At 40.0% G+C, this 26,752-nt stretch carries 28 protein-coding genes; 15 read left to right on the forward strand and 13 right to left on the reverse strand.

Going from position 1 to position 26,752, the window contains the following annotated elements; all coding sequences use genetic code 11:
• Positions 1-210 precede the first annotated feature (210 nt).
• From H6G77_RS35315 to H6G77_RS07550, 4 genes are all read left to right on the forward strand, one after another.
• Positions 211-414 carry a hypothetical protein gene (locus H6G77_RS35315; protein WP_199331414.1) on the forward strand — a complete coding sequence of 68 codons (204 nt, stop codon included), beginning with the start codon at positions 211-213 and terminating at the stop codon, positions 412-414.
• A 95-nt stretch (positions 415-509) separates the two neighbouring features.
• A complete protein-coding gene (locus tag H6G77_RS07540; RefSeq protein ID WP_190871236.1) occupies positions 510-2,345 on the forward strand; it encodes an alpha-amylase family glycosyl hydrolase in 1,836 nt (611 codons plus the stop codon).
• 315 nt (positions 2,346-2,660) lie between these two features.
• Positions 2,661-5,636, forward strand: coding sequence for a response regulator (locus H6G77_RS07545; RefSeq protein WP_190871237.1), 2,976 nt, complete (start codon positions 2,661-2,663; stop codon positions 5,634-5,636).
• A 21-nt stretch (positions 5,637-5,657) separates the two neighbouring features.
• Positions 5,658-6,077: a response regulator gene (locus tag H6G77_RS07550; RefSeq protein ID WP_190871238.1), complete on the forward strand. Its 420-nt coding sequence runs from the start codon at positions 5,658-5,660 to the stop codon at positions 6,075-6,077.
• 8 nt (positions 6,078-6,085) lie between these two features.
• On the opposite strand, the gene H6G77_RS07555 is transcribed toward H6G77_RS07550, so the two are convergent.
• Positions 6,086-6,409, reverse strand: a complete 324-nt coding sequence (locus H6G77_RS07555) for a DUF3082 domain-containing protein (protein WP_190871239.1) — start codon at positions 6,407-6,409, stop codon at positions 6,086-6,088.
• A 178-nt stretch (positions 6,410-6,587) separates the two neighbouring features.
• On the opposite strand from H6G77_RS07555, the gene H6G77_RS07560 reads away from it, so the two are divergent.
• Positions 6,588-6,878 (forward strand): hypothetical protein, encoded by a 291-nt coding sequence (locus tag H6G77_RS07560; protein ID WP_190871240.1) that lies wholly within the window; start codon positions 6,588-6,590, stop codon positions 6,876-6,878.
• A gap of 192 nt (positions 6,879-7,070) precedes the next feature.
• Here the strand turns inward: H6G77_RS07560 and ispE are convergent, their stop codons facing one another.
• Entirely contained in the window at positions 7,071-8,018 is a 948-nt protein-coding gene (ispE, locus tag H6G77_RS07565; RefSeq protein ID WP_190871241.1) for a 4-(cytidine 5'-diphospho)-2-C-methyl-D-erythritol kinase, read from the reverse strand.
• A complete protein-coding gene (gene rsmA, locus H6G77_RS07570; RefSeq protein WP_190871242.1) occupies positions 8,011-8,853 on the reverse strand; it encodes a 16S rRNA (adenine(1518)-N(6)/adenine(1519)-N(6))-dimethyltransferase RsmA in 843 nt (280 codons plus the stop codon). Before rsmA ends, ispE begins: the two co-directional genes overlap by 8 nt.
• Positions 8,854-9,108: 255 nt before the next feature.
• Between rsmA and H6G77_RS07575 the strand changes: the two genes are divergently transcribed.
• From H6G77_RS07575 to H6G77_RS07590, 4 genes are all read left to right on the forward strand, one after another.
• Positions 9,109-9,333 (forward strand): type II toxin-antitoxin system RelE/ParE family toxin, encoded by a 225-nt coding sequence (locus H6G77_RS07575; RefSeq protein WP_313954485.1) that lies wholly within the window; start codon positions 9,109-9,111, stop codon positions 9,331-9,333.
• The gene (locus H6G77_RS07580; protein WP_190871243.1) at positions 9,320-9,478 is read left to right on the forward strand and encodes a hypothetical protein; all 159 of its coding nucleotides are present in this window, start codon (positions 9,320-9,322) and stop codon (positions 9,476-9,478) included. The genes H6G77_RS07575 and H6G77_RS07580 overlap by 14 nt, the downstream gene beginning before the upstream one ends.
• A gap of 223 nt (positions 9,479-9,701) precedes the next feature.
• Complete coding sequence (locus H6G77_RS07585; protein ID WP_190871244.1) at positions 9,702-10,079, forward strand: hypothetical protein; 378 nt, start codon at positions 9,702-9,704, stop codon at positions 10,077-10,079.
• The gene (locus H6G77_RS07590) at positions 10,080-11,873 is read left to right on the forward strand and encodes an SUMF1/EgtB/PvdO family nonheme iron enzyme (protein ID WP_190871245.1); all 1,794 of its coding nucleotides are present in this window, start codon (positions 10,080-10,082) and stop codon (positions 11,871-11,873) included. It abuts the gene before it with no gap.
• Between the two features lie 95 nt (positions 11,874-11,968).
• Here the strand turns inward: H6G77_RS07590 and H6G77_RS07595 are convergent, their stop codons facing one another.
• From H6G77_RS07595 to H6G77_RS07615, 5 genes are all read right to left on the reverse strand, one after another.
• Positions 11,969-12,304 (reverse strand): XisI protein, encoded by a 336-nt coding sequence (locus H6G77_RS07595; RefSeq protein ID WP_190871246.1) that lies wholly within the window; start codon positions 12,302-12,304, stop codon positions 11,969-11,971.
• On the reverse strand, positions 12,292-12,708 hold the full coding sequence (locus H6G77_RS07600; RefSeq protein ID WP_190871247.1) for a XisH family protein: 417 nt from the start codon (positions 12,706-12,708) through the stop codon (positions 12,292-12,294). Before H6G77_RS07600 ends, H6G77_RS07595 begins: the two co-directional genes overlap by 13 nt.
• Before the next feature lie 190 nt (positions 12,709-12,898).
• Entirely contained in the window at positions 12,899-13,414 is a 516-nt protein-coding gene (locus tag H6G77_RS07605) for a GNAT family N-acetyltransferase (RefSeq protein WP_190871248.1), read from the reverse strand.
• Positions 13,407-13,682 (reverse strand): DUF1778 domain-containing protein, encoded by a 276-nt coding sequence (locus H6G77_RS07610; RefSeq protein ID WP_190590245.1) that lies wholly within the window; start codon positions 13,680-13,682, stop codon positions 13,407-13,409. The genes H6G77_RS07605 and H6G77_RS07610 overlap by 8 nt, the downstream gene beginning before the upstream one ends.
• Positions 13,683-13,910: 228 nt before the next feature.
• Positions 13,911-14,555, reverse strand: a complete 645-nt coding sequence (locus tag H6G77_RS07615; protein ID WP_190590246.1) for a sporulation/spore germination protein — start codon at positions 14,553-14,555, stop codon at positions 13,911-13,913.
• Between the two features lie 121 nt (positions 14,556-14,676).
• Here H6G77_RS07615 and H6G77_RS07620 point away from each other — a divergent pair, with 121 nt between their 5' ends.
• Both H6G77_RS07620 and H6G77_RS07625 read left to right on the forward strand, forming a co-directional pair.
• Complete coding sequence (locus H6G77_RS07620; protein ID WP_190871249.1) at positions 14,677-16,146, forward strand: integrase; 1,470 nt, start codon at positions 14,677-14,679, stop codon at positions 16,144-16,146.
• A gap of 131 nt (positions 16,147-16,277) precedes the next feature.
• Positions 16,278-19,664 (forward strand): PAS domain S-box protein, encoded by a 3,387-nt coding sequence (locus tag H6G77_RS07625; RefSeq protein WP_242049163.1) that lies wholly within the window; start codon positions 16,278-16,280, stop codon positions 19,662-19,664.
• Positions 19,665-19,668: 4 nt separating this feature from the next.
• On the opposite strand, the gene H6G77_RS07630 is transcribed toward H6G77_RS07625, so the two are convergent.
• On the reverse strand, positions 19,669-20,247 hold the full coding sequence (locus H6G77_RS07630) for a Uma2 family endonuclease (protein ID WP_190669016.1): 579 nt from the start codon (positions 20,245-20,247) through the stop codon (positions 19,669-19,671).
• 54 nt (positions 20,248-20,301) lie between these two features.
• Here H6G77_RS07630 and H6G77_RS07635 point away from each other — a divergent pair, with 54 nt between their 5' ends.
• The 3 genes from H6G77_RS07635 to H6G77_RS07645 all read left to right on the forward strand — a co-directional run bounded on the left by H6G77_RS07635 (position 20,302) and on the right by H6G77_RS07645 (position 22,065).
• Positions 20,302-20,940, forward strand: coding sequence for a Uma2 family endonuclease (locus H6G77_RS07635; protein WP_190871250.1), 639 nt, complete (start codon positions 20,302-20,304; stop codon positions 20,938-20,940).
• Between the two features lie 194 nt (positions 20,941-21,134).
• On the forward strand, positions 21,135-21,368 hold the full coding sequence (locus H6G77_RS07640; RefSeq protein ID WP_242049171.1) for a hypothetical protein: 234 nt from the start codon (positions 21,135-21,137) through the stop codon (positions 21,366-21,368).
• Positions 21,369-21,489: 121 nt separating this feature from the next.
• Positions 21,490-22,065, forward strand: a complete 576-nt coding sequence (locus tag H6G77_RS07645) for a Uma2 family endonuclease (protein WP_190871251.1) — start codon at positions 21,490-21,492, stop codon at positions 22,063-22,065.
• Here H6G77_RS07645 and H6G77_RS07650 read toward each other — a convergent pair whose 3' ends face one another.
• Positions 22,066-22,698 carry a type I restriction endonuclease gene (locus H6G77_RS07650; protein ID WP_190871252.1) on the reverse strand — a complete coding sequence of 211 codons (633 nt, stop codon included), beginning with the start codon at positions 22,696-22,698 and terminating at the stop codon, positions 22,066-22,068.
• 349 nt (positions 22,699-23,047) lie between these two features.
• Between H6G77_RS07650 and H6G77_RS07655 the strand changes: the two genes are divergently transcribed.
• The gene (locus H6G77_RS07655) at positions 23,048-23,302 is read left to right on the forward strand and encodes a type II toxin-antitoxin system ParD family antitoxin (RefSeq protein WP_190871253.1); all 255 of its coding nucleotides are present in this window, start codon (positions 23,048-23,050) and stop codon (positions 23,300-23,302) included.
• A gap of 232 nt (positions 23,303-23,534) precedes the next feature.
• Here the strand turns inward: H6G77_RS07655 and H6G77_RS07660 are convergent, their stop codons facing one another.
• The 3 genes from H6G77_RS07660 to H6G77_RS07670 form a co-directional block, all read right to left on the reverse strand.
• Entirely contained in the window at positions 23,535-23,759 is a 225-nt protein-coding gene (locus tag H6G77_RS07660; RefSeq protein ID WP_199331425.1) for a hypothetical protein, read from the reverse strand.
• 230 nt (positions 23,760-23,989) lie between these two features.
• Complete coding sequence (locus H6G77_RS07665) at positions 23,990-26,140, reverse strand: caspase, EACC1-associated type (RefSeq protein ID WP_190871254.1); 2,151 nt, start codon at positions 26,138-26,140, stop codon at positions 23,990-23,992.
• Positions 26,133-26,534 carry a sugar ABC transporter permease gene (locus H6G77_RS07670; RefSeq protein WP_190590257.1) on the reverse strand — a complete coding sequence of 134 codons (402 nt, stop codon included), beginning with the start codon at positions 26,532-26,534 and terminating at the stop codon, positions 26,133-26,135. Before H6G77_RS07670 ends, H6G77_RS07665 begins: the two co-directional genes overlap by 8 nt.
• Positions 26,535-26,752 lie beyond the last annotated feature (218 nt).

Below are 26,752 nucleotides of genomic sequence, written 5' to 3' on the forward strand. Positions count from 1 at the left end.
TCCAAACTGTAGATCCGGCTGAATAATTTCTGACAAGCGATCGCGTAGCGTCTCCCTTTGGGAGAAGAGTAGCAATCTCATGAACTCGCTCAGAATGGTAAGATTTTGCGATTGCTTCGTTCCTCGTAATGACATATAGCGGTTCTCGGTTGGATGAGGTACATTTCAACCCCACCCCCAACCCCTCCCCGCAAGCGGGGAGGGGAGCGTTTGCGTAAGCAAATGCGGGGTGGGGTTCCTGTATTCCAAGCAAGTAAGAACCGCTATATAAAAAAGTGGGATGCTCCTCATGATACACGGTTGGTTGCAGCAATTTTATTACATGGTTTAACTCATATCTTGACATTTAATGTTAGTGATTTTAGCCGCTATTCCGAAATTACTGCTATTCACCCCACAGCCATCACACCATAAAAAACTCACAACTTATCCGGAATTAAAAAATAGAGTTTTGTAGCTTTCCGTATCCACACAGCAATTATTTCAGTCATTAATCTGAGAATACGGAAATGACAATTAAACAACTATCGCAACTAAATTTAGCTTCTTACACCACCAATAAAACATTTTATCCATCTCCCAATGCTTGGGAAGACGAGGTGTTTTATTTTATGATGCTTGACCGATTTTCTGATGGTAAGGAGAATGGATATAAAGATAATTCAGGAAATATTGTCTCTAATGGCGTAACTCCCTTATTTGCAGGTGATCAAAATAATGCCACTCGCACACCAGAAGATGCAGCGCGTTGGCGAGAAGCGGGTATAAAATACGTTGGCGGGAATCTTAAAGGACTAACTAGTAAAGTCGGATACTTGAAGCGTTTGGGCGTATCTGCAATTTGGATTAGTCCGATTTTTAAGCAGGTATCTTTTCAAGAAACATATCACGGCTACGGTATTCAAGATTTCTTAGAAATTAACCCTAAATTCGGCAGTGGTGAAGATTTGCAAGAGTTGGTGCAAACTGCTCATGCCAATGGTATCTATGTAATTTTAGATATTATCCTTAACCATTCTGGGAATATCTTTAGTTACGCAGATGGGACTGTTAATTACAACGGTACACCCTCTCAAGTCAAAGGTTTTAATGACGCAACTGGTAAACCTAGCATCCCATTCCGCAAAACTGATCCCAATAATCCCGCAACTTGGCCGCAAGAAAATGATGCAATTTGGCCTGTAGAATTTCAAGACCCATCTCTATATACTCAAAAAGGACGCATTAGGAATTGGGATGGTTATCCAGAATTTTTAGAAGGAGATTTTGAGGATTTAAAAGATATTCGTCATGGTTTTGGTGGACTGGATGATTATGTCCCATCTCCTTCCCTGAAATATCTGGCTCAGGTGTATAAATATTGGATAGCCTACGCAGATGTTGATGGTTTCCGCATTGATACTGTCAAACACATGGATAAAGGCGCAACGCGCATTTTTGCTTCGATGATTCATGAGTTTGCCCAAAGTATTGGTAAAGAAAGATTCTTTTTGGTTGGTGAAATTACTGGCGGAAGAAGGAGAGCATTTGAAACTTTAGAGGAGACAGGTTTAGATGCTGCTTTAGGTGTTGATGAGATTCCTGACAAACTGGAATATTTGGTGAAAGGATATCGTAACCCTAGAGATTACTTTAGTTTGTTCCGTAATTCTTTACTGGTACAGAAAGAATCTCACATTTGGTTTAGAGATAAGGTCGTGACGATGTTCGACGACCATGACCAAGTACGTAAGGGACAAAACAAAGCCAGATTTTGTGCAGATAAAGATGCGACAAAAGTAGTACTGAACGCTTTAGCACTCAACGCTTTAACGCTGGGTATCCCTTGTATTTATTATGGTACAGAACAAGGTTTTGATGGACATGGAGATAGCGATCGCTATTTGCGCGAGTCTATGTTTGGCGGTGAATTTGGCGCATTTGCTACTAAAGGCGTTCACTTCTTTAACGAAGACAATTACATTTATCAAGAAATTTCCCAAATTCTCAAAATTAGAAGCACGAAGAAAGCTTTAAGTCGTGGTCGTCAATATCTCCGTCCGATTTCTGGTGATGGCGTAAACTTTGGTTTACCCCAAATCATCGGTAATGAAATTCGTTCTGTTGTCCCTTGGTCTCGTATTCTCAGCGACCAAGAAATAGTCGCAGCTATCAATACCGACTATGATCAACCTCGTGAAGCTTGGGTGACGATTGATAACGAATTACACAATGAAGGTGATTTCCTAACTTGCATTTACTCTACCGATAAACAACAAGTCGGTCAAACAGTGAAAGTTGCAGCCAGGAATGGGAAAGCGGTGAAAATTACTGTCCCTGCGGCTGGGTTTGTTATTTACGAATAAGTTTCTCTTTACTGCCAATTTTCTCTCCTCGTAGAGCGTATATATATATGTATATACGCTCTTTTATTATTGGCATTGGGGGAGCGATCGCAATTACCAAACTTTTGCAACTAAAATATTTTTGGGATAAATGTTATATGCAAAAATAACTAACTTGATCATACAATTTTTCACGGAAACACAAAATTCATCTCGTTCCCAACATTTCCTCATTCCATCTCTGACTAACTACAGTGTAAACTGAAAACACTTGGTATAAAATGTCTTTTTTGCTCATCAAATTCTCTCGAAAAAATAAAATATTACAATTTCAAAATGACCGATTTAGATACGATGACTGTCATTGACTGCGATCAGGAACCAATCAACATTCCTGGTTATATTCAACCCTTTGGTGTCCTGTTAGCTTTGGAATTACCACACCTTAAGATTCTACAAGCTAGTGAAAATACAAGTGAATTTTTTGGGATTTCCGCAGCCGATTTAATTGGAAATAATTTAACATTACTTTTCGCTTCAAAGCAAGTACAATCGATTATTGATGCTCTGCAACAAGAAGTTTTACCATTTGTGCATTTGTTGGAATTAAAATCTGAACTATCCCAATTTCTTGGAGAAAATGCACCCAAATTTTTTCTTGCAACCATCCAGCGATCGCAAAATATTTTTATCTTAGAATTAGAACCACGCTCACATACACAAAATAGTCAATTTTTTGGTTATTGTCATCTTTTAGAACAAACAGTTTCCCAAATAACCAATGCTAAAAATTCCCTAGAACTATTTCAAATTATTGTCAAAGAAGTCAGAAAAATTACCCAATTTGATCGGGTTATGCTCTATAGATTAGAAGCAGACTACAGTGGAGTTGTGATTGCCGAAGATAAGCTCAGTCATCTCGAAAGTTATTTAGACTTACATTATCCAGCTTCAGATATTCCCGCCCAAGCCAGACAACTTTACTACGAAAAATATTTACGCTTAATTCCCGACATCAATTATCAGCCAGTCAAGTTAATTCCCTCTCATCCACTCTTAGATTTAAGTACAGTAACATTAAGAAGCGTTTCACCCTGGCATATAGAATATTTGCAGAATATGGGTGTCACCGCAACTTTGTGTATTTCCCTGATCAATGAAAATCGGCTTTGGGGGATGATTGCTTGTCACCATCATACACCTAGAAATGTTGATTATGAAATTCGCAAAATTTGTGAATTTATTGGGCAGTTTGCCTCAGTTCAATTAATCAATCAACAAGAAAGAGAACTAAATTTTTACCGCCAAAAAGTTAAAATAATTCAAGAACAACTCAGACAAGCATTATCTAATAAGTTAGACTATATTGGCAATGTTTTTAAACGCAACAAATCTAATTTGTTAAATTTAGTGCAAGCTCAAGGTGTTGCCATATTATTAGAAGAACAATTAACTTTAATTGGGCAAACCCCCTCAGAAAGTGATATCCGAAAGCTAATAACCTGGCTTGCTGATCAACAACGACAAGAAGTTTTTTACACTGACTCATTACCACAACTCTATCCTCCGTCCAGAAAATTTAAAAATAAAGTTAGTGGTATTCTCGCCATTTCAATTTTCCTGAATCACAGGTCTTATCATATTATTTGGTTACGCCCTGAGCAAGTCCAGACTGTGAATTGGGCGGGGAATCCGCAAGCATCAATTTCTCTAGCTACAGATAATACTTTACGTCTGACTCCCCGTAAATCATTTGAACTGTGGAAACAAACAGTTAAAAATAAATCCTATCCCTGGCAAGCATTTGAAATTGAAGTTGCACAGGAAATGAAGAATAATTTGATGTTAGCAGCTTTAGAATTTTCCCATGTAGCACTTCAGCAAGCAGCCGAGCAAGCCGAAATTGCTAACCGTGCCAAAAGCCAGTTTTTAGCTAAAATGAGTCATGAATTGCGTACACCACTCAATGCTATCTTAGGTTTCACCCAAATTATGACTCGTAATAGCTCTTTGTCGCAAAATGACCGAGAACATTTAGACATTATTAGTCGTAGTGGTGAACATTTATTAGCTTTAATTAATGATGTTTTAGAAATGTCAAAAATTGAAGCGGGGCAACTCACTTTAAATGAAAGCTACTTTGATTTATATCGATTAATTTTTTCAATTCAAGAAATGTTTGCCCTCAAAGCTTCTGATAAAGGAATAAACATCATTACAGAGTTTAGTCCAGAGGTAAATCAATATGTTTGTGGTGATGAAGGTAAACTGCGACAAATATTAATTAACTTACTGGGCAATGCCATTAAATTTACAGTGGTTGGTTATGTGGCGCTGCGAGTTTCCTATGCTAAATATGCCAAAGAATCGGGTAAGGTAATTGTAGAATTTGTGGTAGAAGATACTGGCCCTGGCATTACCACCGAAGATTTAGAGTTAATTTTTGAAGCATTTGCACAAGCTAAAGGTGGCAGACAATTTATGCAAGGTACAGGCTTGGGACTAGCCATTAGCCGTCAGTTTGCCAGATTAATGGGGGGCGATGTTCACGCTCAAAGTATCTTCGGACAAGGCGCAACTTTTACTTGTAGCGTGCAGATGACTATCGCCGAAAAACTGGATGTTTTACCTGCTACCCAAGTTACTAGGCGAGTTATTAGTTTAAAACCTGGTCAACCTCGATATCGAATTTTAATTGTTGAGGATGTTTTAGAAAATCGGCAGTTAATGGTAAAGCTGCTGAAATCTGTCGGTTTTGAGGTCTGTGCAGCCGAAAATGGTCTGATGGCTGTTGATATCTGTAAAGCTTGGCAACCCCATCTAATTTTGATGGATATACAAATGCCTGTGATGAATGGTTATGAGGCAACTAAACAAATTCGCGCTCATAATCAAAACCAAATTTTAGCAATTATCGCGTTGACTGCCAGTGCTTTTGTTGAAGATAGAGAAGTGATTTTACAAATAGGTTGTGATGATTTTGTGGCTAAACCTTTTGAAGAAACCGTTCTGTTGGAAAAAATGGCACAATATCTCGGCGTGCGCTATGTTTATGCGGAAAATCATCAGCCAAAATTCCCAGAATCTAAACATCAATCACAAAAATTAACAACCTCTGATTTGGCAGATATGCCAGCAAGTTGGCTGGCTCAAGTTTATGAAGCGGCATTAATTATTGATGATGAAAAGCTTTATCAACTTTTCCAAGAAATTCCTGCCAGTAAGTATCAACTTGCAGAGGCTTTAAAAGATTTAGTTGATAATTTTCATTTAGAGACAATTATTAATTTGCTAAAAGATATTTTAGATTAATTAAAATTAAACCAATAAATTATGTCTTTATCAAAATTGACAATTGATTCTGCTTTGATTTTACTCATTGATGATACACCAGATAATTTGCGTTTATTAGCAAAAATCCTGGAAGCTCATGGATTTAAGGTCAAAAAAACTGTCAGTGCTAAGATGGCAATTCAAGCTGCACAGCTAGAACCACCTGATTTGATTTTACTTGATATTAACATGCCAGAAATCAGTGGGTATGAAGTATGTCAACAATTAAAACGGCAAGAAAAAACTGCTAATATTCCTATAATTTTTATTAGTGCGTTAGACCAAATTACAGATAAAATTAAAGCTTTTGAACTAGGTGGAGTAGATTACATTACTAAACTGCACTCAGTTGGAAAAGTGCTTGCATGTGAGTCAGAGATAGTATGGCGGAAGGGGAGACAAGGGAGACAAGGGAGATAAAAGTTTATTTAGTTGCTTTTTGGTTTGGCTGAGAACTGCTGTATTAATAGTTGCACAGCTAGAGCGATTAAACCGATCGCTACTATCCCAAATATGCCGCTACCTAAAGCAACTATCCCCACAACTAAGGTGCGTACCGCAGAGGAAATCTTGATGACGAGTTCATTTTGAGAATGGAGTGGTTTGCTGGCGAAGTTAGTAGCGATCGCAATCATCAGCGAATATAAAGTATATGCTAATCCACTAGAAATGATTGCGCCTGTAATGCAGCGTAGTGGTGATACTTCAGTTGGTGTTGTGGTTTCTTGGGGTGTGATATTTTGGTCACTCATACAATCAGAAAAATTCCATCGCGTCTCAGCTATGTCCACAATTGTATCTTGCTTGCTGCATTAATCTGAATATACCCATACAGACATATCTGAACTGTCCCAATATCAGCAATTAGATACATTGGACTGGGATGTGTCTGAATGTTTTAATTGGATTAAACAACTCCCAGCGAAAATTATGGACAATACATTAGTCGATAAAACCTTCCGTGATCGCAATGGTAATATTGTCATTGCTCAAATGCCAAACTTACCTCTGATTGTGTGGTTTGTCACAAGTATATTGTCGCTAATTTTGTCGACTGGGAAAATCCATCTAGTGTTTGATACCCTGGCGACTGGCTCTTTGTTTACTTGGGCTTGGCTAGAATTGTTTGAAGGTGTAAATTATTTTCGCAGAGCTTTAGGACTTGTTGTCTTGCTTGGTATTGTTGCATTCAAAGTTCAGAATCAGTTTGGCTTAGTTTGAACAAACACTTTTTACTTTTTACCGTACTGAGTGCTGAGTAAGAAAAAGAGGAAGGAAGCACTTTCGCACTCAGTAAATTCCCCGTCCCTTGTGGGTGGAATCTTATAATCAGGAGAAGGTTGATACCACGATGAATTGTGGACGGTCTTTCAACTCAGCACTCAGCACTTTCAACTCAGCACTCTTCACTTTTTAAGATGCTATCTGAATGCCGTGTGTAATGGTGTGAGTCACAAACAATTCTAAATCTTCGTCGGGAATTGTTTCTCTGATAAATTGTTTGACTGCTTGTGCTTGGGGTTCCGACTCGACAATTGCAAACACACTCGGCCCAGAACCAGACATCATAGTTCCGAGAACTCCTGGTTGAGTTGCAAACAGTTCTCGCAGTTGCATGACTTGAGAATAAGCAGGTAAAACTACACGCTCTAAATCATTGTGCAGTTTTTGAGCAATTTCTGTTGCCTCTTTACGAACTATTGCTTGGACTATTTCACCGGAATGAACTGCGGCTGCACGCGCGGCTAAATCTTCGGTGTCTTTGAGATATGTATGACCAAATTCTTGACGATAGGTTTTGTATGCCCAAGGGGTAGATACTTCTAGGCTACGATATTTCGCCAATACTATATATATATGATCTAAATTTGGTAGTGGTGCGAGTTGTTCACCTCTACCTGTAGCGATCGCTGTTCCACCTGCCACACAAAATGGTATATCTGAACCTAAAGTAGCACCCAACTCTTCAATTTCGGTTTGAGTCAGTCCCAAGTTCCACAATAAATCTATCCCGACTAATACCGCCGCCGCGTTTGTGGAACCTCCCGCCAACCCAGCCGCGACAGGAATATTTTTCTCTAATGTAATTTCCACTCCACCATATTTCGCCGCCGCTTCGGGAAATTGTTTGGTCATTAATTCGGCGGCGCGATATACGAGATTAGTTTTATCGGTGGGGACTTGGGGATGGTTACAGTGGACGCGAATAATTTGTTCACTGATGGCGCGGACAGAAATTTTGTCGGCGAGGTCGATGCTTTGCAATATCATGACTAACTCATGATAACCATCAGCGCGATCGCCAATGATTTCCAGATACAAATTAATTTTGGCAGGAGCGATGAGGGTGTAACTACGCATCTTGAGTGCTGAGTGCTGAGTTAAAAGTGCTGAGTAGGTTACTCAGAGTGACCCATTGCTGAGTGCTGATTTCTTCAGCCCTAGCTTGGGGATTTATTTCTAATTGTTCCAGTAATTGGGTCAGGCGATCGCGGTCAATTACAGATTGCAAGTTGTTCCGCAACATTTTGCGCTTTGACCCAAAACCTAACTTTACCAGATTCTCTAATCTGCGTGGGTCGTTAGCTAAAGTTTCTAGTTGACGCGGACGCAACCTAACAACAGCCGAGTCTACTTTTGGCGCTGGGTAAAATGCACTAGCTGGAACTGGACAAATTAACTCACATTCTGCTAGATACTGCACCCTAACTGATAAAGCGCCAAAGGTTTTTGACCCAGCTTTAGCATACAATCTTTCTGCTACTTCTTTCTGAATTAATAGCACAATGGAATCGAATGGTTTGGGGTTAGGATTGGCGATTGTTCCTAATAATTTTTCGATGATTGGCCCAGTAATATTGTAAGGAATATTCGCCACTACTTTATTCGCATTTTGAAATTTGGGAAACGCTGTTAAATTCGCTGCTAAATCTAACTCCAAAAAATCACCTTGTAATAATAAAAAATTCTCTTTACTTCCTAATTCTTTGACTAATAACTTACATAAATCTCTATCAATTTCGACTGCTACTAAAGCTTCTACCAAAGGTAATAAACGCCGAGTCAAAATGCCTGTACCCGGCCCAATTTCCAGGATTCGGTCATTTGTACTACAATCTGCCGCCTGCACTATTGCGTTGAGTACCTTGTCACTTTTGAGCCAATGTTGAGCAAAAACCTTGCGCGGTCGTACCATCTATTTCTCTTGTCCTGTAATGTTTTGAGCGTTTAACGAAAAATCCATTTCTTACTTTTTGCTTACTTTTAAATGTTGTTTTTTATAACGGATAGTAGATTTTAGATTGACATTACAAAAAAATGTGGTATTGGTTGATGTTCAAAAGCTATCTCCCGTAGGTTGGGTGGAGCGACAGCGTAACCCAACAAATGATACGCCGAAAAAGGCACAATTTCTCAACTACAAAAATGAACGCTGCAATTTAAATTTATCGTGTTGCTTTTGATATCTGTTGTGCGTCTCCAACGCCACCTACAAAGATTAATCTTTACTGCAATTTCTTTAGATGATATGAAAATACCTCTCGGTAATAAATTAGAAGCATTACAAAGTGACAGAGAAGGTCAGAACAGTATTAGAATTAACAAGCAATATCGAATATGTTTTGTGTGGACAAATGAAGGAGCTTGTGAAGTAGAAAATCATGAGAATACCTAAATATCGTCCTCCTAGTCATCCTGGAGAAATTTTACTCAAAGACTTTCCTGAACCACTAGAAATATCGCTAACTGAACTGGCTCAAGCAATGCACTTACCCAGAAAGAACAAGTTACTTGATGATTTATCTTACGAGAAATTATAGCGATCGCACTTCATCATCACCAGCTACTCTACAGGGTATCAGCGTTCGACTTCCATATTAGCTAAATCTGCATTCGATAAAACAGGTGTACTGAAAGATCCCCGACTTCTCAAAGAAGTCGGGGATCTGAAGCATCACTGATAATCTAATGTTAAATCTCTCCGTGTTTCTACGTGATACAAAATATTTATGCGAAAATGCTAAATAAAAACCGAGCATAGATATGTCAGACACACCACCAGACAGCATTTTGATTGTCACCGACGACGTAGCGCCAATTACCATTCCTGACGGGACAAAAGGCGGAATTAACAACCCACGAGGTTGGGGAGATGAAGTAAAAGAACCTAGCAGCACGAAAGGCGATGCGGTTCCCGTTTCCGCGCAAAAATTAGAACAGAACATGACTCAGTTTCTGCAATTGGTAGGACGCTTGTTTAGTCGTGCAGAACAGCAAGCAAGTTCTAAAATGCAGCTTGAGGAAATTGAACTATCAGTAGAAATTAGCGGCGAAGGGGAAGTTAAGTTAATTGGTAGCGGTGCAAAAGCCAGTGGGAAAGGTGCGATAAAGCTGACATTTAAGCGACAAGAACCAAAGTAGATGGCAAAAAATTGGGCGATCGCAGTTGGCATTAACAAGTATGATTATCTGCAACCGCTAAATTATGCCAAGCGGGATGCAGAATTAATCCAGCAGTTTCTTCGCACCGAGGCGGGGTTTGAGAAGATATTTTTCTTCAGCGATGACTCGCCTGATATTGGTGGAAAATCAACTCGCCCCACCCGTGCAAATTTGCGGCGCGTCTTTTTAGAGTTATTTAATCAACCCTTCATGGGTGCAGGTGATAACTTTTGGTTCTTTTTTAGTGGACATGGGATGCGTCATGCTGAACGTGATTATCTCATGCCTTTGGATGGGAACCCCGCAGATATTGAAGAAACAGCGATACCCATTAACTTTGTCACCGAACGGTTGCGGCGTTGTGGTGCAGATAATGTTGTGTTGATTTTAGATGCTTGTCGCAGTTTGGGGACTCGTGCGGGTGAAGGTATCGGGAGACAGACGGCTGAGGAAGCACGTCAACAAGGAGTGATTAGTATATTTTCCTGTAGTCCGCAGGAATATTCTTATGAAATTGAGGCGTTACAGCAAGGTGCTTTTACTACGGCGTTATTAGAAGGGTTGGGAGTTCGGGGACAATGCGCCACTGTTGAAAGGTTAAACCAGCACCTCAATTTTCGTGTGCCGGAAATTGTGCGTCAGCATAAAAGTGGGAGGCAAACACCATATATTATTGCGGAACCTGTAAATAAATCTCACCTGATACTTGTACCGCGATATGCAACCTTACATGATATCTCTATTCTCAAAGAAGATGCTTACGAAGCCGAAGTAACGAGAAATTTGGATTTGGCAGAACAATTATGGATTAGGGTTTTAGCTGCGGCTTCAGGACAGGATATGAAAGCAATCGAGGCAATTAAAAGAATTGACCGTTTAAGATGGGAACGACAACAACCACCTTCTGCACCACCTAGTTCTACTGCTGAACAGTCTACTAAAGGCGCATCTACAGTTGAAAGAGATTTCTTAAAAACCTTTCGATTTGAAACAGTGACGGTAGATGCAACGGGTAACATCACCAACCGTCGCAACTGCGAAGCGAAATATTTTATTGAAGACTTGGGGAATGGTGTCAAATTAGAAATGGTGCAGATACCAGGGGGAACTTTTATGATGGGTTCACCGGAAGGTGAGGGAGACTCCGATGAAAAACCACAGCATGAAGTAACCGTTCCTGGCTTCTTCATGGGGAAATATCCAATTACCCAAGCACAGTATCAAGCAATCATGGGAAAAAATCCTTCTGATTTCATAGGTGATGAGAAACCTGTAGAAACAGTGAGTTGGGATGATACGGTAGAGTTCTGTCAAAAATTGAGTCAAAAGACAGGACGCACTTACAGGCTACCCAGCGAAGCGGAATGGGAATATGCTTGTCGTGCAGGGACAACCACGCCGTTTTATTTTGGGGAAACGATTACGACAGATTTAGTTAACTACAACGGTAACTATCCCTACGGTGCTGCACCCAAAGGGGAATATCGAGGGGAAACAACAGATGTGGGGAAATTTCCGCCAAACGCTTTCGGTGTGTATGATATGTGTGGCAATGTATGGGAATGGTGTCAAGATGTATATAACCATAGTTACCAAAGCGCACCGAGAGATGGGAGTCAATGGTTAACTAGTAAAAATAATAATATGAAGATACTGCGTGGCGGTTCATGGAGCGACTATGCTAGGTTTGGTCGTACTGTATCCCGCTACAAGTGCTTGAGAGAGCTTTGCTACGAATTTGTGGGTTTTCGGGTAGTTGCGCGTGCTTTGTGACAGTTAACAGTTATCAGTGAAGATTAATAACTACGAATAAACTCAGAGGATATAATAATGTTTTACCCATAAACTGATAACTATCTACTGTTAATTTAAAAAACTCCATATCCTGTATATTCCCGCATTTCAGGCGCTTGAAATCCTAAAACAATATCATCTTTAGGAACCCCTTTCTCTACGAGTTCTTGAGCCACTCTCATTTCCGTCATATTCTGCTCAATTGAAATTTTTCCCTGCTTAATATCCAAATGTAAAACACAACCATAAACTCTTCGATGACCATCCCAACCCACATTCATAACCATAAAATGGTCTTGTTTTGTATCAAAAACTGTGTAGCAATCAATCTGACCATTTGCTATGGGAATAGCAGCATAAGCCGTCAGCAATGACTGAATGATATTGCGATAAGACTCTAGGGTATCCATTGTAAAATTACCTCTTGAATTGGGTCATAAATAATTTGTTTAATTTGATATCTCTCTACAGATATTTGGGCAAATTCCCGCTTAAAAAAGACTTCATAAACACCTACAGGTACTGCTAAATATAGAATCCGAGTTGGATCACTAATTTCCAAAGCAAGCCGATAATTCAAAAACTGTCCCAACGCAGCATGGTAATCTGTTAGTGGTGAATCACTCAAAAATGTTTTAATCTCAACTGCAATTTTTTCTTCACCTCGCTCTGCTGCTAACAGTTGTTCAGCACCTAAATCTATTTCAAATTTAGTTCCACCAACTTCTAGTCGCAGAGGATCATCCGTTATCTTCCACTGCTGCTTTTCTAAAGCAACTCTAACCACAGCATGAAATTTATCTTTAGCAGCCATAGTTGACTTTTTCTGATTTACTTCACGCCGTGTGCAACTTTCTCTCAAACCTAACCCCCAACCCCTTCCCTACAAGGGAAGGGGAGCAATATTCAAAGCCTCTCTCCTTGCAGGGGAGAGGTTTGGAGAGGGGTTTCAAGAATAAGTTGCACATCGCGTTACTTCATATTTTAATGCGTAGGTAAGGTAATCAATCAATTCCAAAAGCTGCTTTCCCATCCTTTACCGTAATCATCAACGTCATAGGTGCAACAGGTGAAGCAACAAAACCACATCTCTCATAAAATTGCTTGGCTTCCTCAGACATTACGTGAACAAGGATAGCTCTAATTCCCGCAATATTAGCAGCTTGTAATGTCCGAATTACTGCATCAAGCACTAAAGCTCGACCAATTCCTTTTCCTTGCCAGTTAGAGTCTACAGCAAGTCTGCCTATTACCATCACAGGAATTGTATTTGGCATATTACGTCTAACTTTCCCTGGTGCAGTGGTATTCAATACACTACCATTAGCGAGACAATAATAAGCAATAACTTTTTGTTCAATTGTGACAACATAAGTTCGGGATGCACCACTAGCTTCGTTGTTTAATGCTCGTTTCTGCAACCATTCATCTAATTCTGCATTACCTGAATTAAAATCTGTTAACTCATGTTCTGGTTTAATTGGTTGGGGAGGGTGCAATATTTGATGAGAGTCATTCATCCCAAGGTGCTTTTTCTGTTAGTAATTGACGCAGGTTTTCATTGACTGATGGTGGTGCATCCAAAATTGCCATAAACTCTTGAAACTTTTCATCATCTAAAACAAATAATCTGCGGTCTAGTAAAATTGCTTGGGCTTCTCGACAAGCAGTTTCTAACATAAAATCCGAGCGATTTTTACCTAAAGCCTCTGCGGCTAAATCAATCAAATCTCGTTGCGCTTGGTGGGCGCGAATGTTAATGGTTATATTACGATTTTGATTTTCCATACTATAAATATATGGGTTTGTGTATACAATGTCAATACAAACAATGTGTAAGGAGAATTCAGAAATCAGGAGTCAGAATGCTGTGCGATCGCTTCTCATGTAGTAACCCAACAAAATAATACGCCGAAAACCGCAAGATTTCTCAACTACAAAAATAAGTCTTGGGTGGAGACGCAATTTTTATCTTGTACGCCTCCACCCATAAAAGTAAAGCAGAATCAAAAATAACTAAAGCACAATGTCTTCGCCCTTCTCTGTAAAGCGCACGTCTTTAATTTTCCATTGAGAATTACTCATCAAAGTTTTGCGGACACTTCCAAATAAAGCAAACTGTTCACAGCTAGAAAGTGAAGCTATTTGGCGCTTCGACTGGGGAGATAAACGCAAATCAACAGTAGCTACCCCATTTCGCACATTCACCCGATAACCAGACAAACTAAAATCGGCGGTGTCTCGTTCTTGGACAATTTTACCAATGGCGCTGGATACAGGTTCGGTGGCTGATACTTCCACCTTTTGGGGAATAAATTCTTGACATTGAACATCGCTGGTGTAGAGGGTAACTTTGACAGTGTTACTTGTCTCAGTTTTAGGCGCTGCTTCCAATGGCTCAACTTTTGTATTGCGGGGAGTAGCTTTAACAGTATTACTTGTCTCAGTTTTTGGTGTTGCTTCCAATGGCTCAATCTTTGGATTTTTGTCTCGTAGTTGAGCCATACTAGGGCTTTGGCTAGGAATTGGACTAGGTTGAGCGGCCGTTGTTGGGGCTTGGTCATCAATTTTGCTGGCTGTTGGTGTAGGATTAGAACTACAACTGCCCAGACTGGCTGCGATCGCCACAACAATTAATGGAATTAAATATCTTTGACTCATAGTTGTACTGCCATACTCTCTTGTTTAACTTCAGTGTCATTGGTATCAATTCCGTATAAATTTGCCAATAGTATTGCTTTAATTCTTATACTCTGATTACTTATCTTCAAATTAGATCATCATGCCCAGGAACGCCACCAGCACCTACGACCCCCGTAAAGCTGAATGGGAGAGTATTACAATTGACCAATGGGAACCATCTAAATGGAAGCAGTGGAAAGCCAAACACCCTGCATCAGATGAATTTGCCAAAATTGAACGAGAATATTTAAGAATTAAATATGCCATTCAGCAAGCTAACTCAGCATTAAACTTAGAAAAAGTTAAAGTCAAACTGAAATTAACCAGTCATAAAACCATCGGCTTACAAGGGACATTTCCTTGTAGACCAGGTGACATTGGTAAACAAGGTAGTCCTAACAAACAATATACCATTTCTTGTGGATTTGCTGCCAATGATACCGGGCTGAAAATGGCAGTTTTAAAGGCGCGAGAACTAGACTTATTATTAATCACCAAACAATTTCAATGGACTGCTGAACTACTGGGTAAACAAGCCCAAAAAATTGAACCCACAGCCCCAGAAAAATCTACCAAACTCATCAGTGAATTAATCCAAGAATACGAGCGCCAATTTTGGAAAACTCATGAAAAAAACCGCCAAGGCATCCGCACCTGGGAAACTCATTATCTGCGCCATCTCAAAAAATTACCCCCAGACATTCCCATGTCTGCCCAAGCATTAGAAGCAGCATTAGAAAAGACTAAACCTAACACCTCATCGCGCTTTTTCTTAGTTTGGCAATTGAAAAAGTTTTGTGAGTTTTGCGGAATTACCAACTTTGCCACAATTTATAGTTACGCCACCCCCAAACCCCATCCCACACTGCGAAAAGTCCCCACCGATGAAGAGATTATTCAGGGATTTATCAAAATTGGTAGCCCATTATCAGTATATGCCAGTAAAGAGAACCTCACAGAACCAGAGCAATGGCAATGGGCCTATGGGATGTTAGCGACCTATGGTTTAAGACCCCATGAATTATTTGCTGTTGATATAGATGCTTTTATGGATACAGCTAACACCTTTCATTTAGTAAAATTAAATCCTAGCTTGACTGACGGGACAAAAACTGGTGAACGCAGTTGTGGTATTCCCCCCCTACATCCCCATTGGGTAGAATTGTTTGATTTAAAAAATATTAAATTGCCTTATCATACAGGTACTTTGAATAATAAAACTGCAAAACTGCAAGTTAGATTTAGAAATGCCGAGGTCGGATTTAAACCTTACGATTTGCGTCATGCCTATGCAATTCGCGGTCATCGTTTAAGAGTGCCAATCAAAACAATGGCTGATTACATGGGGCATACAGTCCAAGAACATACAAAAACTTATCAACGTTGGATGAATGAAGATGCGAATTTAGCGATTTATCAAGAAGTAGTAATTCATCGACAAGGTACAACTAAAGAAGCTTTACAAGAAAGAATTAAGGAATTAGAAGCAGAAAACACAGCCCTAAAAGCTGAAAATGCCACCCTCAAAGGTTTATTGATTAAGCATCAGTTAGGTGAATTGCTTAGTTAAAGAATCGGCAGTGGGGAGTAGGGAGTAGAGAGTAGTACCGCTATATGATGAATTGTGTGCTTGTTTGACTGAGATTGGGAAACATATAAGTTAAGTGCAATTCAGTTCCCTAACAGGCAAGTAACAAAACTATGGCTGGTAATCTGATAACTGTAGATAAAAATACTTACGACTCCTTGCAAAAAGAACTCAAGGAGTTGCGTCAGCTAGTTGTCCAGTATCAGCAAACCAACTTACATCCAGAAATTGCCTTAGAAAATAGCGACAGGTGCTTCAAAAATATTGCAGATAACCTATCTGGGGCAATTTTTCAATTCACGAACTGTAATGGTGTTTGGAAAGTAGACTATGTGAGCGATTTTATTTGGCAGCTTGCAGGTATCACAACCGCCACAGTGATGGAGGATATTAATAGCTTTTTTGCCTGTGTCTATCCAGAAGATTTTGATAGTTTTATCGCTTCAGCAACAACAGCCGTAGACAATTCTATCCCTTGGCACTACGAAGGGCGTTTGGTGAAACCCAATGGGGAAATTCGCTGGTTTCAAGGCGAATCAACACCCATACACCATGACGAAAACGAGATTATTTTCTGTGGTGTCCTTTTGGATATTACAGAACGCAAACAAGCAGAAGCCGCCCTCAAACAACTCAATGAAGAATTAGAAGCACAAGTCGATGAACGTACCGCCGCTTTACGTCAAAGTGAAGCTAGATTCCAAAAGCTGGCTGATAGTATACCGGGGATGTTGTATGAATTTCGGCTTGATGCTGATGGTAGTATATCTTTCCCCTTTGTGTCTTCGGGATGTCGTGAAATTGTGGGGGTAGAACCAGAACAACTTGAAAAAGATGCAACCTTGGGATTTGCAGATGTCCATCCTGATGATTTGGCTGGGTTGCAAGCTGCAATTATGCAATCTGCCCAAACTCTGCAAAAATTTCACCATAAATGGCGGGCTGGTCATATTTTTGGTCAACAGAAATGGGTTCGTGCTTCATCTCGACCAGAATTGCAAGCAGACGGAGCGATTATTTGGTATGGTTACTTGGCTGATATTACCGAAGCTCAACAAACCGAACAACAATTCAAAGAACAAGCCCAGTTTCTGCAAAGCATCTGGGAAGGTGTAGATTATGGTATCTGCGTTTTAGATGTTTTAGATAACGGTACGGAGTTTCGCTACGTTAAATTGAATCCTGCCATTCTTAACCTTAGTTCGATATCTCTGGAACCTTTGCTCGGAAAAACAATGGCAGAAGGGCTAAGTCCTGAGATGGCAGATTATTATCGTCAGTACTACAGAAAATGTGTCCAATCTCGCAAGACAATATTTTTTGAAGAATCTTTTGTAATCAATGAACAAGAAATTTGGTGGTTGTTAAATGTTACACCTCTTTTTGATAGTGAATCGCAAATAATTCAACTAGTTGTCACTATTACTGATATTACAGAACGTAAGCAAGCTGAGAAAGAACGTCAATTGTTTGTTTCTTTGATTGAAAATAGCGATGACTTCATTGGTTTAGCTTCTCTAGACAGAAAACTACTTTTTTTGAACGAAGCCGGACGAAAGCTGGTGGGATTGGACAATCAAGAAATTAGTAAAGACTTTAACGCTAATGAATTCTTTTGTCTGGAAGATAGAGAAGATTTACGACAACGGATTATTCCTACGGTGATGGAAAGTGGTAGATGGCAAGGTGAATATCGTTTCCGACATTTTCAAAACCAAGAACCAATCTTAGTTGATTACAGCATATTTGTCATCAAAAACCATGATACTGGTGAACCTGTGTGCATGGCAACGATTACCCGTGATATCCGCGATCGCAAACAAGCAGAAGCTCAATTACAACAACAAGAACAATTTTTACGCACCATTTATGATGGGTTTCCCCACTTCATCTTTGTTGTCGATGTTTTAGAAAATGGAGAATTTCGATTTGCTGGATGTAATACAGCAGCAGAAAAAATGGTTGGCATTAATCATGACAAGATAGTTGGTAAAACTCCCAAAGAGTTACATGGTGAAGTTGAAGGTGCAGTTATAACTCAGCGTTATCAAAGCTGTGTAAATATTGGTGATAGAATTGAATATGAAGAATGTTTAACTTTTGATGGTCTAGAAACTTGGTGGTTGACTACTTTAAATCCCTTAAAGAATAGTGAAGGGATAATTTATCGGATTGTTGGCTCAACTTTAAATATTACAGCCCGCAAAAAAGCAGAAGCAGAACTGCAAGCTAGTCAACATTTTATTCAACGCATTGCTGATTCTTCACCTCATTTACTATTCATTTTCGATTTAGAAGAACAACGCAATGTCTATGCTAATAAAGAAATTGCTATTGTGCTTGGTTACTCTATCGAAACTATTCAAGAAATGGGAGATAGCCTAGTTCCTACTGTTGTTCATCCTGATGACTTAGCGATAGTCATCCAAAATCATCAACAAATAGTTAATGCTAAGGATGGGGATATTTTTGAGGTTGAGTTTCGGATAAAAAGACAAAATGGTGAATGGTCTTGGTTCTACACAAGAGAAACTCCATTTACTCGCAATGCTGATGGCAAAGTTAAACAAGTATTAGGTGTATCAACTGACATTACTGAAAGCAAACAAGTATTCCTCCAATTACAACAACAAGCCCAAAATTTAGAAACCACTTTATTAGAACTGCAACGCACGCAATCTCAACTTATCCAAAGCGAAAAAATGTCTTCTTTGGGTAATATGGTTGCAGGTGTAGCCCATGAAATTAATAACCCAGTCAACTTTATTCACGCTAATCTCATTCCAGCCAGCGAATATACCCAAGATTTATTACGCTTAGTAGAACTTTATCAAGAACATTTTCCTGAGCCGCCAGCAGAAATTCAAGCAGAAATCTCCCATATTGATTTGGAATTTCTCAAAACAGATTTAGTGAAACTACTTCAGTCAATGCAAGTCGGTACTCAACGCATCCGCGAAATTGTCTTATCACTGCGTAATTTCTCCCGTTTGGATGAAGCTGAATTTAAGCAAGTAGATATTCACGAAGGTATAGAAAGTACTTTAATGATTCTCCATAATCGGCTCAAATGTAAACCAAATCACCCAGAAATCATCGTTACTAAAGAATATAGTAAATTACCTCTTGTTGAGTGTTATCCTGGTCAACTCAATCAGGTATTTATGAATATATTAAGTAATGCCATTGATGCTTTAGATGAGGCTTTTGTCGGTGAACAAGGACAAATTTGGATTCGGACTGAAGTAGTAAATATAAACAGAATAGCTATTCGTATATCAGATAATGGTTTAGGAATTACTCAACCTGTAATTGCTAAACTTTTTGACCCTTTCTTTACAACTAAAGATGTAGGTAAGGGTACAGGATTAGGTTTATCAATTAGTTACCAAATTGTGGTAGATAGACATGGTGGCAAATTATATTGCAACTCAACACCAAAACAAGGTGCAGAATTTGTGATTGAAATTCCCATCACCCAACCCCACAATCGTAAGTAATGAATTAATCCCAAATTATTGCTAAATCTAAAATAAATCCTGGTAATATATCTTCCCCGGATAATTGTGTAGGTGCATCCAAAATTTCTACTGGTTTACCTTGATGATAAATTTCAACTTGCTTGGCTGGAGGATTAATTAACCAACCAAGTTTCACTTGATTATCCATATACTCTCGCATTTTGGCTTGGGTTTCTGCCAAGTCGTCGCTAGGAGACATCAACTCTAAAACGAAATCTGGTGCTATGGGGGGAAATTTTGCTTTTTCCTTTGGTGTTAGTGCATCCCATCTGTCTTGTTTTATCCAAGCAACATCAGGAGAACGATTTGCACCATTGGGAAGCTTAAAACAGGTGGAAGAATCAAAACATACACCTAATTTTGTCTGACGATTCCATATACCAAATTCCACAGCAATTTCAAAATTGCTTTTTCCTGTTTCTCCGCCTGTGGGTGGCATAACAGTTAACTCTCCTTTATTATTACGCTCAAATTTGACATCGGGGTTTTCTCGACACAGTTGATAAAACTGTTCGTCAGTGAGTTTAACAATGGCGTTGAGGTTGAATGTAATGGCTGTCATTGTTATATCCTAGAGTTGGTACTGGTTAGGTTAATTTAAACAGCGAGGAAAGTGATGTTACTAGAACTCAACCAACTAATTGTACCTGCTGGTCATCAGTTGTTGATTAAAAATATATCTTGGTCAACTTATAAACATATTTTGGCAGAATTAGGCGAAAATCGCAGTTCTCGCATATCTTACAGTCAAGGGGTGTTGGAAATTATGGCTCCGTTACCAGAACATGAGGTAGCTAAAGTTATGATTGGGGATTTTGTCAAAGCTTTATTAGAAGAACTCGACATTGAATTTTGGAGTTTGGGTTCTACAACTTTTGACGAGGAAAAAATGGATGCTGGAGTAGAACCTGACGATTGCTTTTACATTCAAAATGAAGCGGCTGTTAGAGGTAAGGACAGAATTGATTTAACAATTGATCCACCGCCAGATTTAGCTGTTGAAATTGATATTACATCGCGGACTCGGTTTAATAATTATGAAGTGTTAGGAGTCCCAGAATTGTGGCGATGGAGAGGTAATAAATTAGAAATAAATGTCTTGATTAATGGTAAATATGTAACAACTAATCAAAGCTTGGCTTTTCCTAATTTACCCATCGCTCAAGTGATACCCGAATATTTACAACGGAGTAAAACTGAAGGCAGAAATGCAGCAATGAAAGCTTTTCGTGCTTGGATAAGAGAACAATTATAAAGGCGATCGCCTGATTATTTCCTACTATCTGTAATCTCTAAAATCTGGATAATTCTTAACAAGAAGTTTTGTATTTATAGTTGACAAGTATAAAATTATACCTTATTATGAAAACAATAAAGGCGATCGCACACATCTTTGGCCGGAGGGCGATCGCCTTTATGTAAACCCCGTAATGGAGTACAAATACAATGATGGCACAATTATCAAAGTTAGAGCAGTCACCCAACCACGAAGCCACCCAACAGCCAGTTCCCCAGCGAGAACCAATCAAGCATATTTTGAGGGGTTCTGCTAAGGCTGTGATCAGTACAATTCACCATTTGCAAGTAATTGGTTACGCCAGTGTCGGAGATTGGAGTCCACTGCTACCAACCGGTAACTCAGGTGAAGTGATGAGTATTTTAATCCGCCAAATCATGATTTAATCACCCATAAAGACGTTGCAATGCAACGTCTTTAAGCAATTTTCTAAATCTGCAATCATTCAGGCGATCGCTCTGAGACGGGAATTGCCATAATAGATTAGCTGATGATAAGTAAAATAATATGGCGATCGCATTAGATAAAGCTGCATCTGCAAAGATGACAATTGAGGAGTTCTTTAACTATGACGATGGCACAGATGCAATATATGAGTTTGAAGATGGAAACTTGCTGCTGATGACAGCCGAGAGTGAAATTAATCGCCGAATTGCCATGTTTCTGCTTGTCTGCTTTGTGCAACTCGGTATTCCGGCTTATCGGCTATCAATGAAAACGGAAATTGTCACCACAGGTTCGCGGGTGCGTGTTCCTGACTTAATGGTGTTTTCTGAAGAGTTAGCAACGGCAATGGAGGGGGCGAAACGCTCTACAATTATGCCAGAAATGCCACCACCATTATTGGTAGTTGAAGTAGTCAGTCCTAACCAAAGCAGTCGTGATTATCGCTACAAGCGTTCTGAATATGGAGCGCGGGGTATTCCTGAGTATTGGATTGTTGATCCTATTACTCAAAAAGTCACAGTATTGGAATGGGTAGAGGGTTTTTATGAAGAGCAAGTGTATGTAGGAGATAATGCGATCGCATCACCAGTATTTCCTGATTTAAAATTGACGGCGGCTCAAATTTTGCTAGGTTAATCAAATTACCTGACCAATACCCTTGAGAATTTGCCAAATATTATACAGTTCAGTTGCAGATGTAAACAAAGCAAACACCCGTGATAAATCGTATTTTGGTGTACCTGCTTCTCGCTTGACTTTGATAAACAAAACATCATCCCCATTTGTTACCATCCCAAACACAGGTTTATCAATGTGAGGATTAGCCATGAGATAAGCTAAAGCTTGGGGTACAGCCGACCAAATCGAAAGTGTGGTTTTTTTGGATTCTACCACCATTACCCACAACTGATTTTGGAGTACCAAAACATCAATCCTGCCACGCAGTACTTCTTCCCCATCATTCAATATTAAATCTACAGATGATTCTGCTTTAATTCTGAAAGGAGGGTCATAAAATCCAGACAGCGCCAGCAATGGGGATACCACTAGCAACATGACTGTTCCTTCTAACAAATCACCTTCACCACGGTGATAAAGATATCTGCGACGCAGTACATCTAGGGAAGCTTTTTCTGTTTCAGGAATTTGGGGTAATTCACTCTTCCACTCTGGAAAAAATTCCTCTGACTCAACGCGAACTAAACCAAAGCGGGTTTCTGCTTCTGTCAAACTGGTAATTGCTTCCGTGATTGCTGTTACCTGTGTCATTCTTGCTTTACCGCCAGATAAAATTTTTGCTGTTGGGTTTCCTGATTGTGAGTGACTAAAACTAGATTATTAGCGATCGCACATTTAGTATATTATCGCGTCAAGGCTTAGATCCCCGACTTTTATTCGTTGTGGCTAGGTAAAAGAGGTAAATAATGTGCGATCGCACATTCTAAAATGGTAGCTTGGGTAGAATGTGGCTAGATATAGCGGTTCTTACTTGCTTGTGATAAAGTCGGAACCCCACCCCCAACCCCTCCCCGCTTGCGGGGAGGGGTTGGGGGTGGGGTTGAAATGTACCTTATCCAACCGAGAACCGCTATAACACCTGAATTAACTGCTAAAAACTATGAACATCCAACTTAAAGCAGAATATGAGCAATTTATCCAAAACCGAATTGCTACAGGTAGATATGAAAACGCCGAAGATGTGATTATTAAAGCCTTGAAACTACTGGAAGAATGGGAAAAGGGTTATCAGAAATGGGAAGAAGAAACTCAGCAAAAACTAGCTGCTGGACTTGCTTCTATCGAAAATGGAGATATTTTAGATAGTCAAGTGGTAATGACGCGACTAGAAGAGAAATTACGCTTAAAAATGTAGGTTGGGGAGCCACTGCGTTGCGCGGGTTTCCCGCGTTGTAGCAAGTGGCGTTGGAGGCACACAAAGATATTGATAGCAACACAGTGAATCGAGATTACGCCGTAACCCAACTGTGTGCATTTCAATTGTTGTAGTTGAGAAATGTGGTTTTTCTGATATCATTTGTTGGCTTTGGTTTCGTTTCACCCAATCTACAATAAATTGCGATCGCACTAGCATTGATTGTTAAATATTACTCAATAATTTCATCATATTGATTGGTATCTTCTTCAGATAATTTTTTTATATCCTCCAAGACATCTGCCAAGGTTTTTTTATCTAGCCATTGATGACGTTCTTTAGTGTAGTCACCTTTACCGGGGCTAAAATATTGAATAAACCGAATAGTATCAGCAACTCCCAAAGAATTTATTAAAGCTTCGTAGCCTTGTTTGATAATTTCATTTTGAGTTTTCATCATAGATTTTATATTGTTTACTCATGGTGTTTATGAGTAATTTCTACATGATTACAAGGGCGGTTGATCGCACATTTAGTATATTATCGCGTCGAGGCTTAGATCCCCGACTTCTTCAAGAAGTCGGGGATCTGGTAATTCGTAAAATCTAAAAAAAATTTGATCGCGCTTCGCGCGGGAGAAGGGTAAAGAAAAAAGTGTAAAGGGCTAAAGTGCAAGAGAGTAAAGGGCTAAGAAGCCCTGCCCCGCACAACCACAACCCGAAAACCCACGCTGTAGTTCCCGTTGACACGCTCAAACCTGATGCGAAGCGCCGAACGGCAATACCTCGGAACGTAGAACCACGAACCACCGCGCAGCAGCCGCTTTTGATTATCATTCTCACTTAACCAAGCACTGCCATCAGTCGGCGCATTATTATAATTTTCGTGCCACTCATCCTGACACCATTCCCATACATTACCACACATATCGAATAAACCAAAGGGGTTAGCCGGAAATTTCCCAACTTCTGTTGTTTGTTCTCGATATTCACCTTTCGGCCCCTGACCATAATTACCTGGATAGGTTGTTCCTGAATACTCCCAGTCTGTTCCTTGGTAATTCGCCAACTCTGTCGTAATCGTTTCGCCAAAATAAAACGGTGTAGTTGTTCCCGCCCGACAAGCATATTCCCATTCCGCCTCACTGGGTAAGCGATATATCTTACCAGTCTTTTTCGACAGTCGAGCGCAAAACTCAACCGCATCATCCCAAGAAACACATTCTACAGGGCGGTTAGCACCCTTAAAACGGGATGGGTCGGGGTTTAAATCAATATTTACCTTATCAAACCCCGCAATGGCTTGCCATTGAGCTTGAGTGACGGGAAACTTACCCATAAAAAAGGGTTGAACAGTGACATTATGCTGTGGACTTTCATCGTCACTTCGTCCTTCCTCACTTTCTGGCGAACCCATGAGGAATGTACCACCAGGAATGGACACCATCTCTAGAATTACCCTATTACCCAACTTTTCAGCAAAAAACTCGGCGCGTCCCTGGCTGCGGTTGATGATTTGTCCTTTAGCGTCTACTTTCACCGTTTCAAAATCAAACTGATTGGTTTGAATAGCTTCTTGTAACGTAGAACCCCTCTCCAAACCTCTCCCCATTGCGGGGAGAGGTTTTGAATCTTGCTCCCCTTCCCTCCAGCCCGGTGGAGGAGGTAAGGTTATAAAATATTGCTCCCCTTCCCTAGTAGGGAAGGGGTTGGGGGTTAGGTTTGAAGAATACGCCGCGTCAGGTAATTCTTCCACAACCACAGACGGTTTTGCTTGTCCAATTATCTTTTCTTCTATCGGTGCAACATCCTCATCTCGTAAACCTAAATGTTGCTGATAATCTCTTAAATCGTTGAGCGTTCTTTCACTCAGGGTTGGTTCAATTTCAACTGTTTCAACCAGCGTTGCTTCATATTCTTCTAATTTACGCTGATATTCCAGATATGGTTTTTTAACTTCCGCTTCAATTGCATCAGCCACATCAGCATCAAGCCGCAACTGGAGACGTAATGAGTTTAACAGCCGACGAGCAGGTATCGTAAACTTGCCCTGATTGATGCGGCGTTCCACTTCCTGACGATACTTCAGCTGAGGATCATCCTTGGGCGACTTCGCCAGAAAAATCCGAAAACCATCTTTAAAAGGATAAAATTCCGGTGTCATCGCGGGAGATGCTTCTTGGACTTTGGTTTTAGCGTAGTCATGCAACTCATCCACCGCAATTAAACCATCGCCATCTTTATCGGCTGCACCTTTTTCTATGCCTTCTACTAAATATTGAGTGTAAATCGACAAGTCTAAATCATCAGATGCAAAAGCATATTGTGTAGAAGTGGAAGCCGTGAGAATTGCTGTTCCTTCACCACCTAATTGCTGTTGCAGGTCAATCGTACCAATATCTTTAGCTGTCAAACCTTTGGCAAAAGCACCACTAAAGCAGCAATCTAAAATTACAACCCTGCGCTTAGATTTACTCTCATTCATCCATCGGTGTACACTTGTGGCAGCTACGGCTGTGAATGGCAGCAGTTTATTTTGATTTTTTTGAGTTTCGCAAGTCGAGAAGTAAAAATCACCATTTTCAACCGTCACCCCATGACCAGAAAAATACAAAAGTACTAAATCATCTTTTTGACGATTAGCATACAAGTTATAAATTTCCCTTTCCAATTCCTGACGCTTGGGATTTTTCAGCACCGTGACATCATCAAAATCACCCATTTCCGGGTTCTCTAACACACGCCGCATCGCCTCCACATCTTCCACAGCCTTGGGTAGCGGTGCTAATGTTGGTTCTTGATATTCACTAATCCCAATTAGCAGTGCTACCTTAGCCATTGTTGCTGTTTGACGAGTTGTTGAGAAATTCCTGGGCTTTTTGGTAAGCAAAGTCAAATTCTTCGCGGCTGCTGGCTTCGATGTTGATTTCTCTACCGTCAGGCGCTTTCACCAAAATTTTAATTGGTTTGTTGCCAAAGCGATCGCCCAGAAACCCAAACAAAGCTTTCAAGTTTTTGGGGTTAACCTCTGCATTCAAAAACCCCAACAAAAACCCACCCAAAGCCTTAGAACCTTCTGGTACATCCGTCACCGCAACTAAATCTGCATCCTCTACCCCATCCACCTCGCGCAACTGGGGAAGCAAATTTTGTACTTGGGCTTGCAATTCTTCATCATCCAAACCCAACTCTGTCAGGGAAACAGTTACCTGCACATTAGATGTAGTTACCATAGCGATCGCTTAAATATAATTTTAGAATCTATTTAAACGATTGTATCGGTTATTTGGGCGATTTGAGTAAATTTGCGGTCATTCCTCTCTGCGCCTCCGTGTCTCTGCGTGAGACACAAAAAATTCAACTTCCGCAACTCTAAACTTTTTCGTCAAATACTTGCTGTCAGCTTACCAACAAGGTAATTTACAGAAGCATAGCAAAACCACCTGATAAA

The sequence above is a fragment of the Aulosira sp. FACHB-615 genome (assembly GCF_014698045.1).
Lineage (GTDB): Bacteria > Cyanobacteriota > Cyanobacteriia > Cyanobacteriales > Nostocaceae > Nostoc_B.

Bases quoted from the DNA above. Each gene is read 5' to 3' on its own strand.
- H6G77_RS07540 (WP_190871236.1), top strand. From the start codon at position 510: ATGACAATTAAACAACTATCGCAACTAAATTTAGCTTCTTACACCACC.
- H6G77_RS07545 (WP_190871237.1), top strand. From the start codon at position 2,661: ATGACCGATTTAGATACGATGACTGTCATTGACTGCGATCAGGAACCA.
- H6G77_RS07550 (WP_190871238.1), top strand. From the start codon at position 5,658: ATGTCTTTATCAAAATTGACAATTGATTCTGCTTTGATTTTACTCATT.
- H6G77_RS07555 (WP_190871239.1), bottom strand. From the start codon at position 6,409: ATGAGTGACCAAAATATCACACCCCAAGAAACCACAACACCAACTGAA.
- H6G77_RS07560 (WP_190871240.1), top strand. From the start codon at position 6,588: ATGGACAATACATTAGTCGATAAAACCTTCCGTGATCGCAATGGTAAT.
- ispE (WP_190871241.1), bottom strand. From the start codon at position 8,018: ATGCGTAGTTACACCCTCATCGCTCCTGCCAAAATTAATTTGTATCTG.
- rsmA (WP_190871242.1), bottom strand. From the start codon at position 8,853: ATGGTACGACCGCGCAAGGTTTTTGCTCAACATTGGCTCAAAAGTGAC.
- H6G77_RS07580 (WP_190871243.1), top strand. From the start codon at position 9,320: ATGAGAATACCTAAATATCGTCCTCCTAGTCATCCTGGAGAAATTTTA.
- H6G77_RS07585 (WP_190871244.1), top strand. From the start codon at position 9,702: ATGTCAGACACACCACCAGACAGCATTTTGATTGTCACCGACGACGTA.
- H6G77_RS07590 (WP_190871245.1), top strand. From the start codon at position 10,080: ATGGCAAAAAATTGGGCGATCGCAGTTGGCATTAACAAGTATGATTAT.
- H6G77_RS07595 (WP_190871246.1), bottom strand. From the start codon at position 12,304: ATGGATACCCTAGAGTCTTATCGCAATATCATTCAGTCATTGCTGACG.
- H6G77_RS07600 (WP_190871247.1), bottom strand. From the start codon at position 12,708: ATGGCTGCTAAAGATAAATTTCATGCTGTGGTTAGAGTTGCTTTAGAA.
- H6G77_RS07605 (WP_190871248.1), bottom strand. From the start codon at position 13,414: ATGAATGACTCTCATCAAATATTGCACCCTCCCCAACCAATTAAACCA.
- H6G77_RS07610 (WP_190590245.1), bottom strand. From the start codon at position 13,682: ATGGAAAATCAAAATCGTAATATAACCATTAACATTCGCGCCCACCAA.
- H6G77_RS07615 (WP_190590246.1), bottom strand. From the start codon at position 14,555: ATGAGTCAAAGATATTTAATTCCATTAATTGTTGTGGCGATCGCAGCC.
- H6G77_RS07620 (WP_190871249.1), top strand. From the start codon at position 14,677: ATGCCCAGGAACGCCACCAGCACCTACGACCCCCGTAAAGCTGAATGG.
- H6G77_RS07625 (WP_242049163.1), top strand. From the start codon at position 16,278: ATGGCTGGTAATCTGATAACTGTAGATAAAAATACTTACGACTCCTTG.
- H6G77_RS07630 (WP_190669016.1), bottom strand. From the start codon at position 20,247: ATGACAGCCATTACATTCAACCTCAACGCCATTGTTAAACTCACTGAC.
- H6G77_RS07635 (WP_190871250.1), top strand. From the start codon at position 20,302: ATGTTACTAGAACTCAACCAACTAATTGTACCTGCTGGTCATCAGTTG.
- H6G77_RS07640 (WP_242049171.1), top strand. From the start codon at position 21,135: ATGGCACAATTATCAAAGTTAGAGCAGTCACCCAACCACGAAGCCACC.
- H6G77_RS07645 (WP_190871251.1), top strand. From the start codon at position 21,490: ATGGCGATCGCATTAGATAAAGCTGCATCTGCAAAGATGACAATTGAG.
- H6G77_RS07650 (WP_190871252.1), bottom strand. From the start codon at position 22,698: ATGACACAGGTAACAGCAATCACGGAAGCAATTACCAGTTTGACAGAA.
- H6G77_RS07655 (WP_190871253.1), top strand. From the start codon at position 23,048: ATGAACATCCAACTTAAAGCAGAATATGAGCAATTTATCCAAAACCGA.
- H6G77_RS07660 (WP_199331425.1), bottom strand. From the start codon at position 23,759: ATGAAAACTCAAAATGAAATTATCAAACAAGGCTACGAAGCTTTAATA.
- H6G77_RS07665 (WP_190871254.1), bottom strand. From the start codon at position 26,140: ATGGCTAAGGTAGCACTGCTAATTGGGATTAGTGAATATCAAGAACCA.
- H6G77_RS07670 (WP_190590257.1), bottom strand. From the start codon at position 26,534: ATGGTAACTACATCTAATGTGCAGGTAACTGTTTCCCTGACAGAGTTG.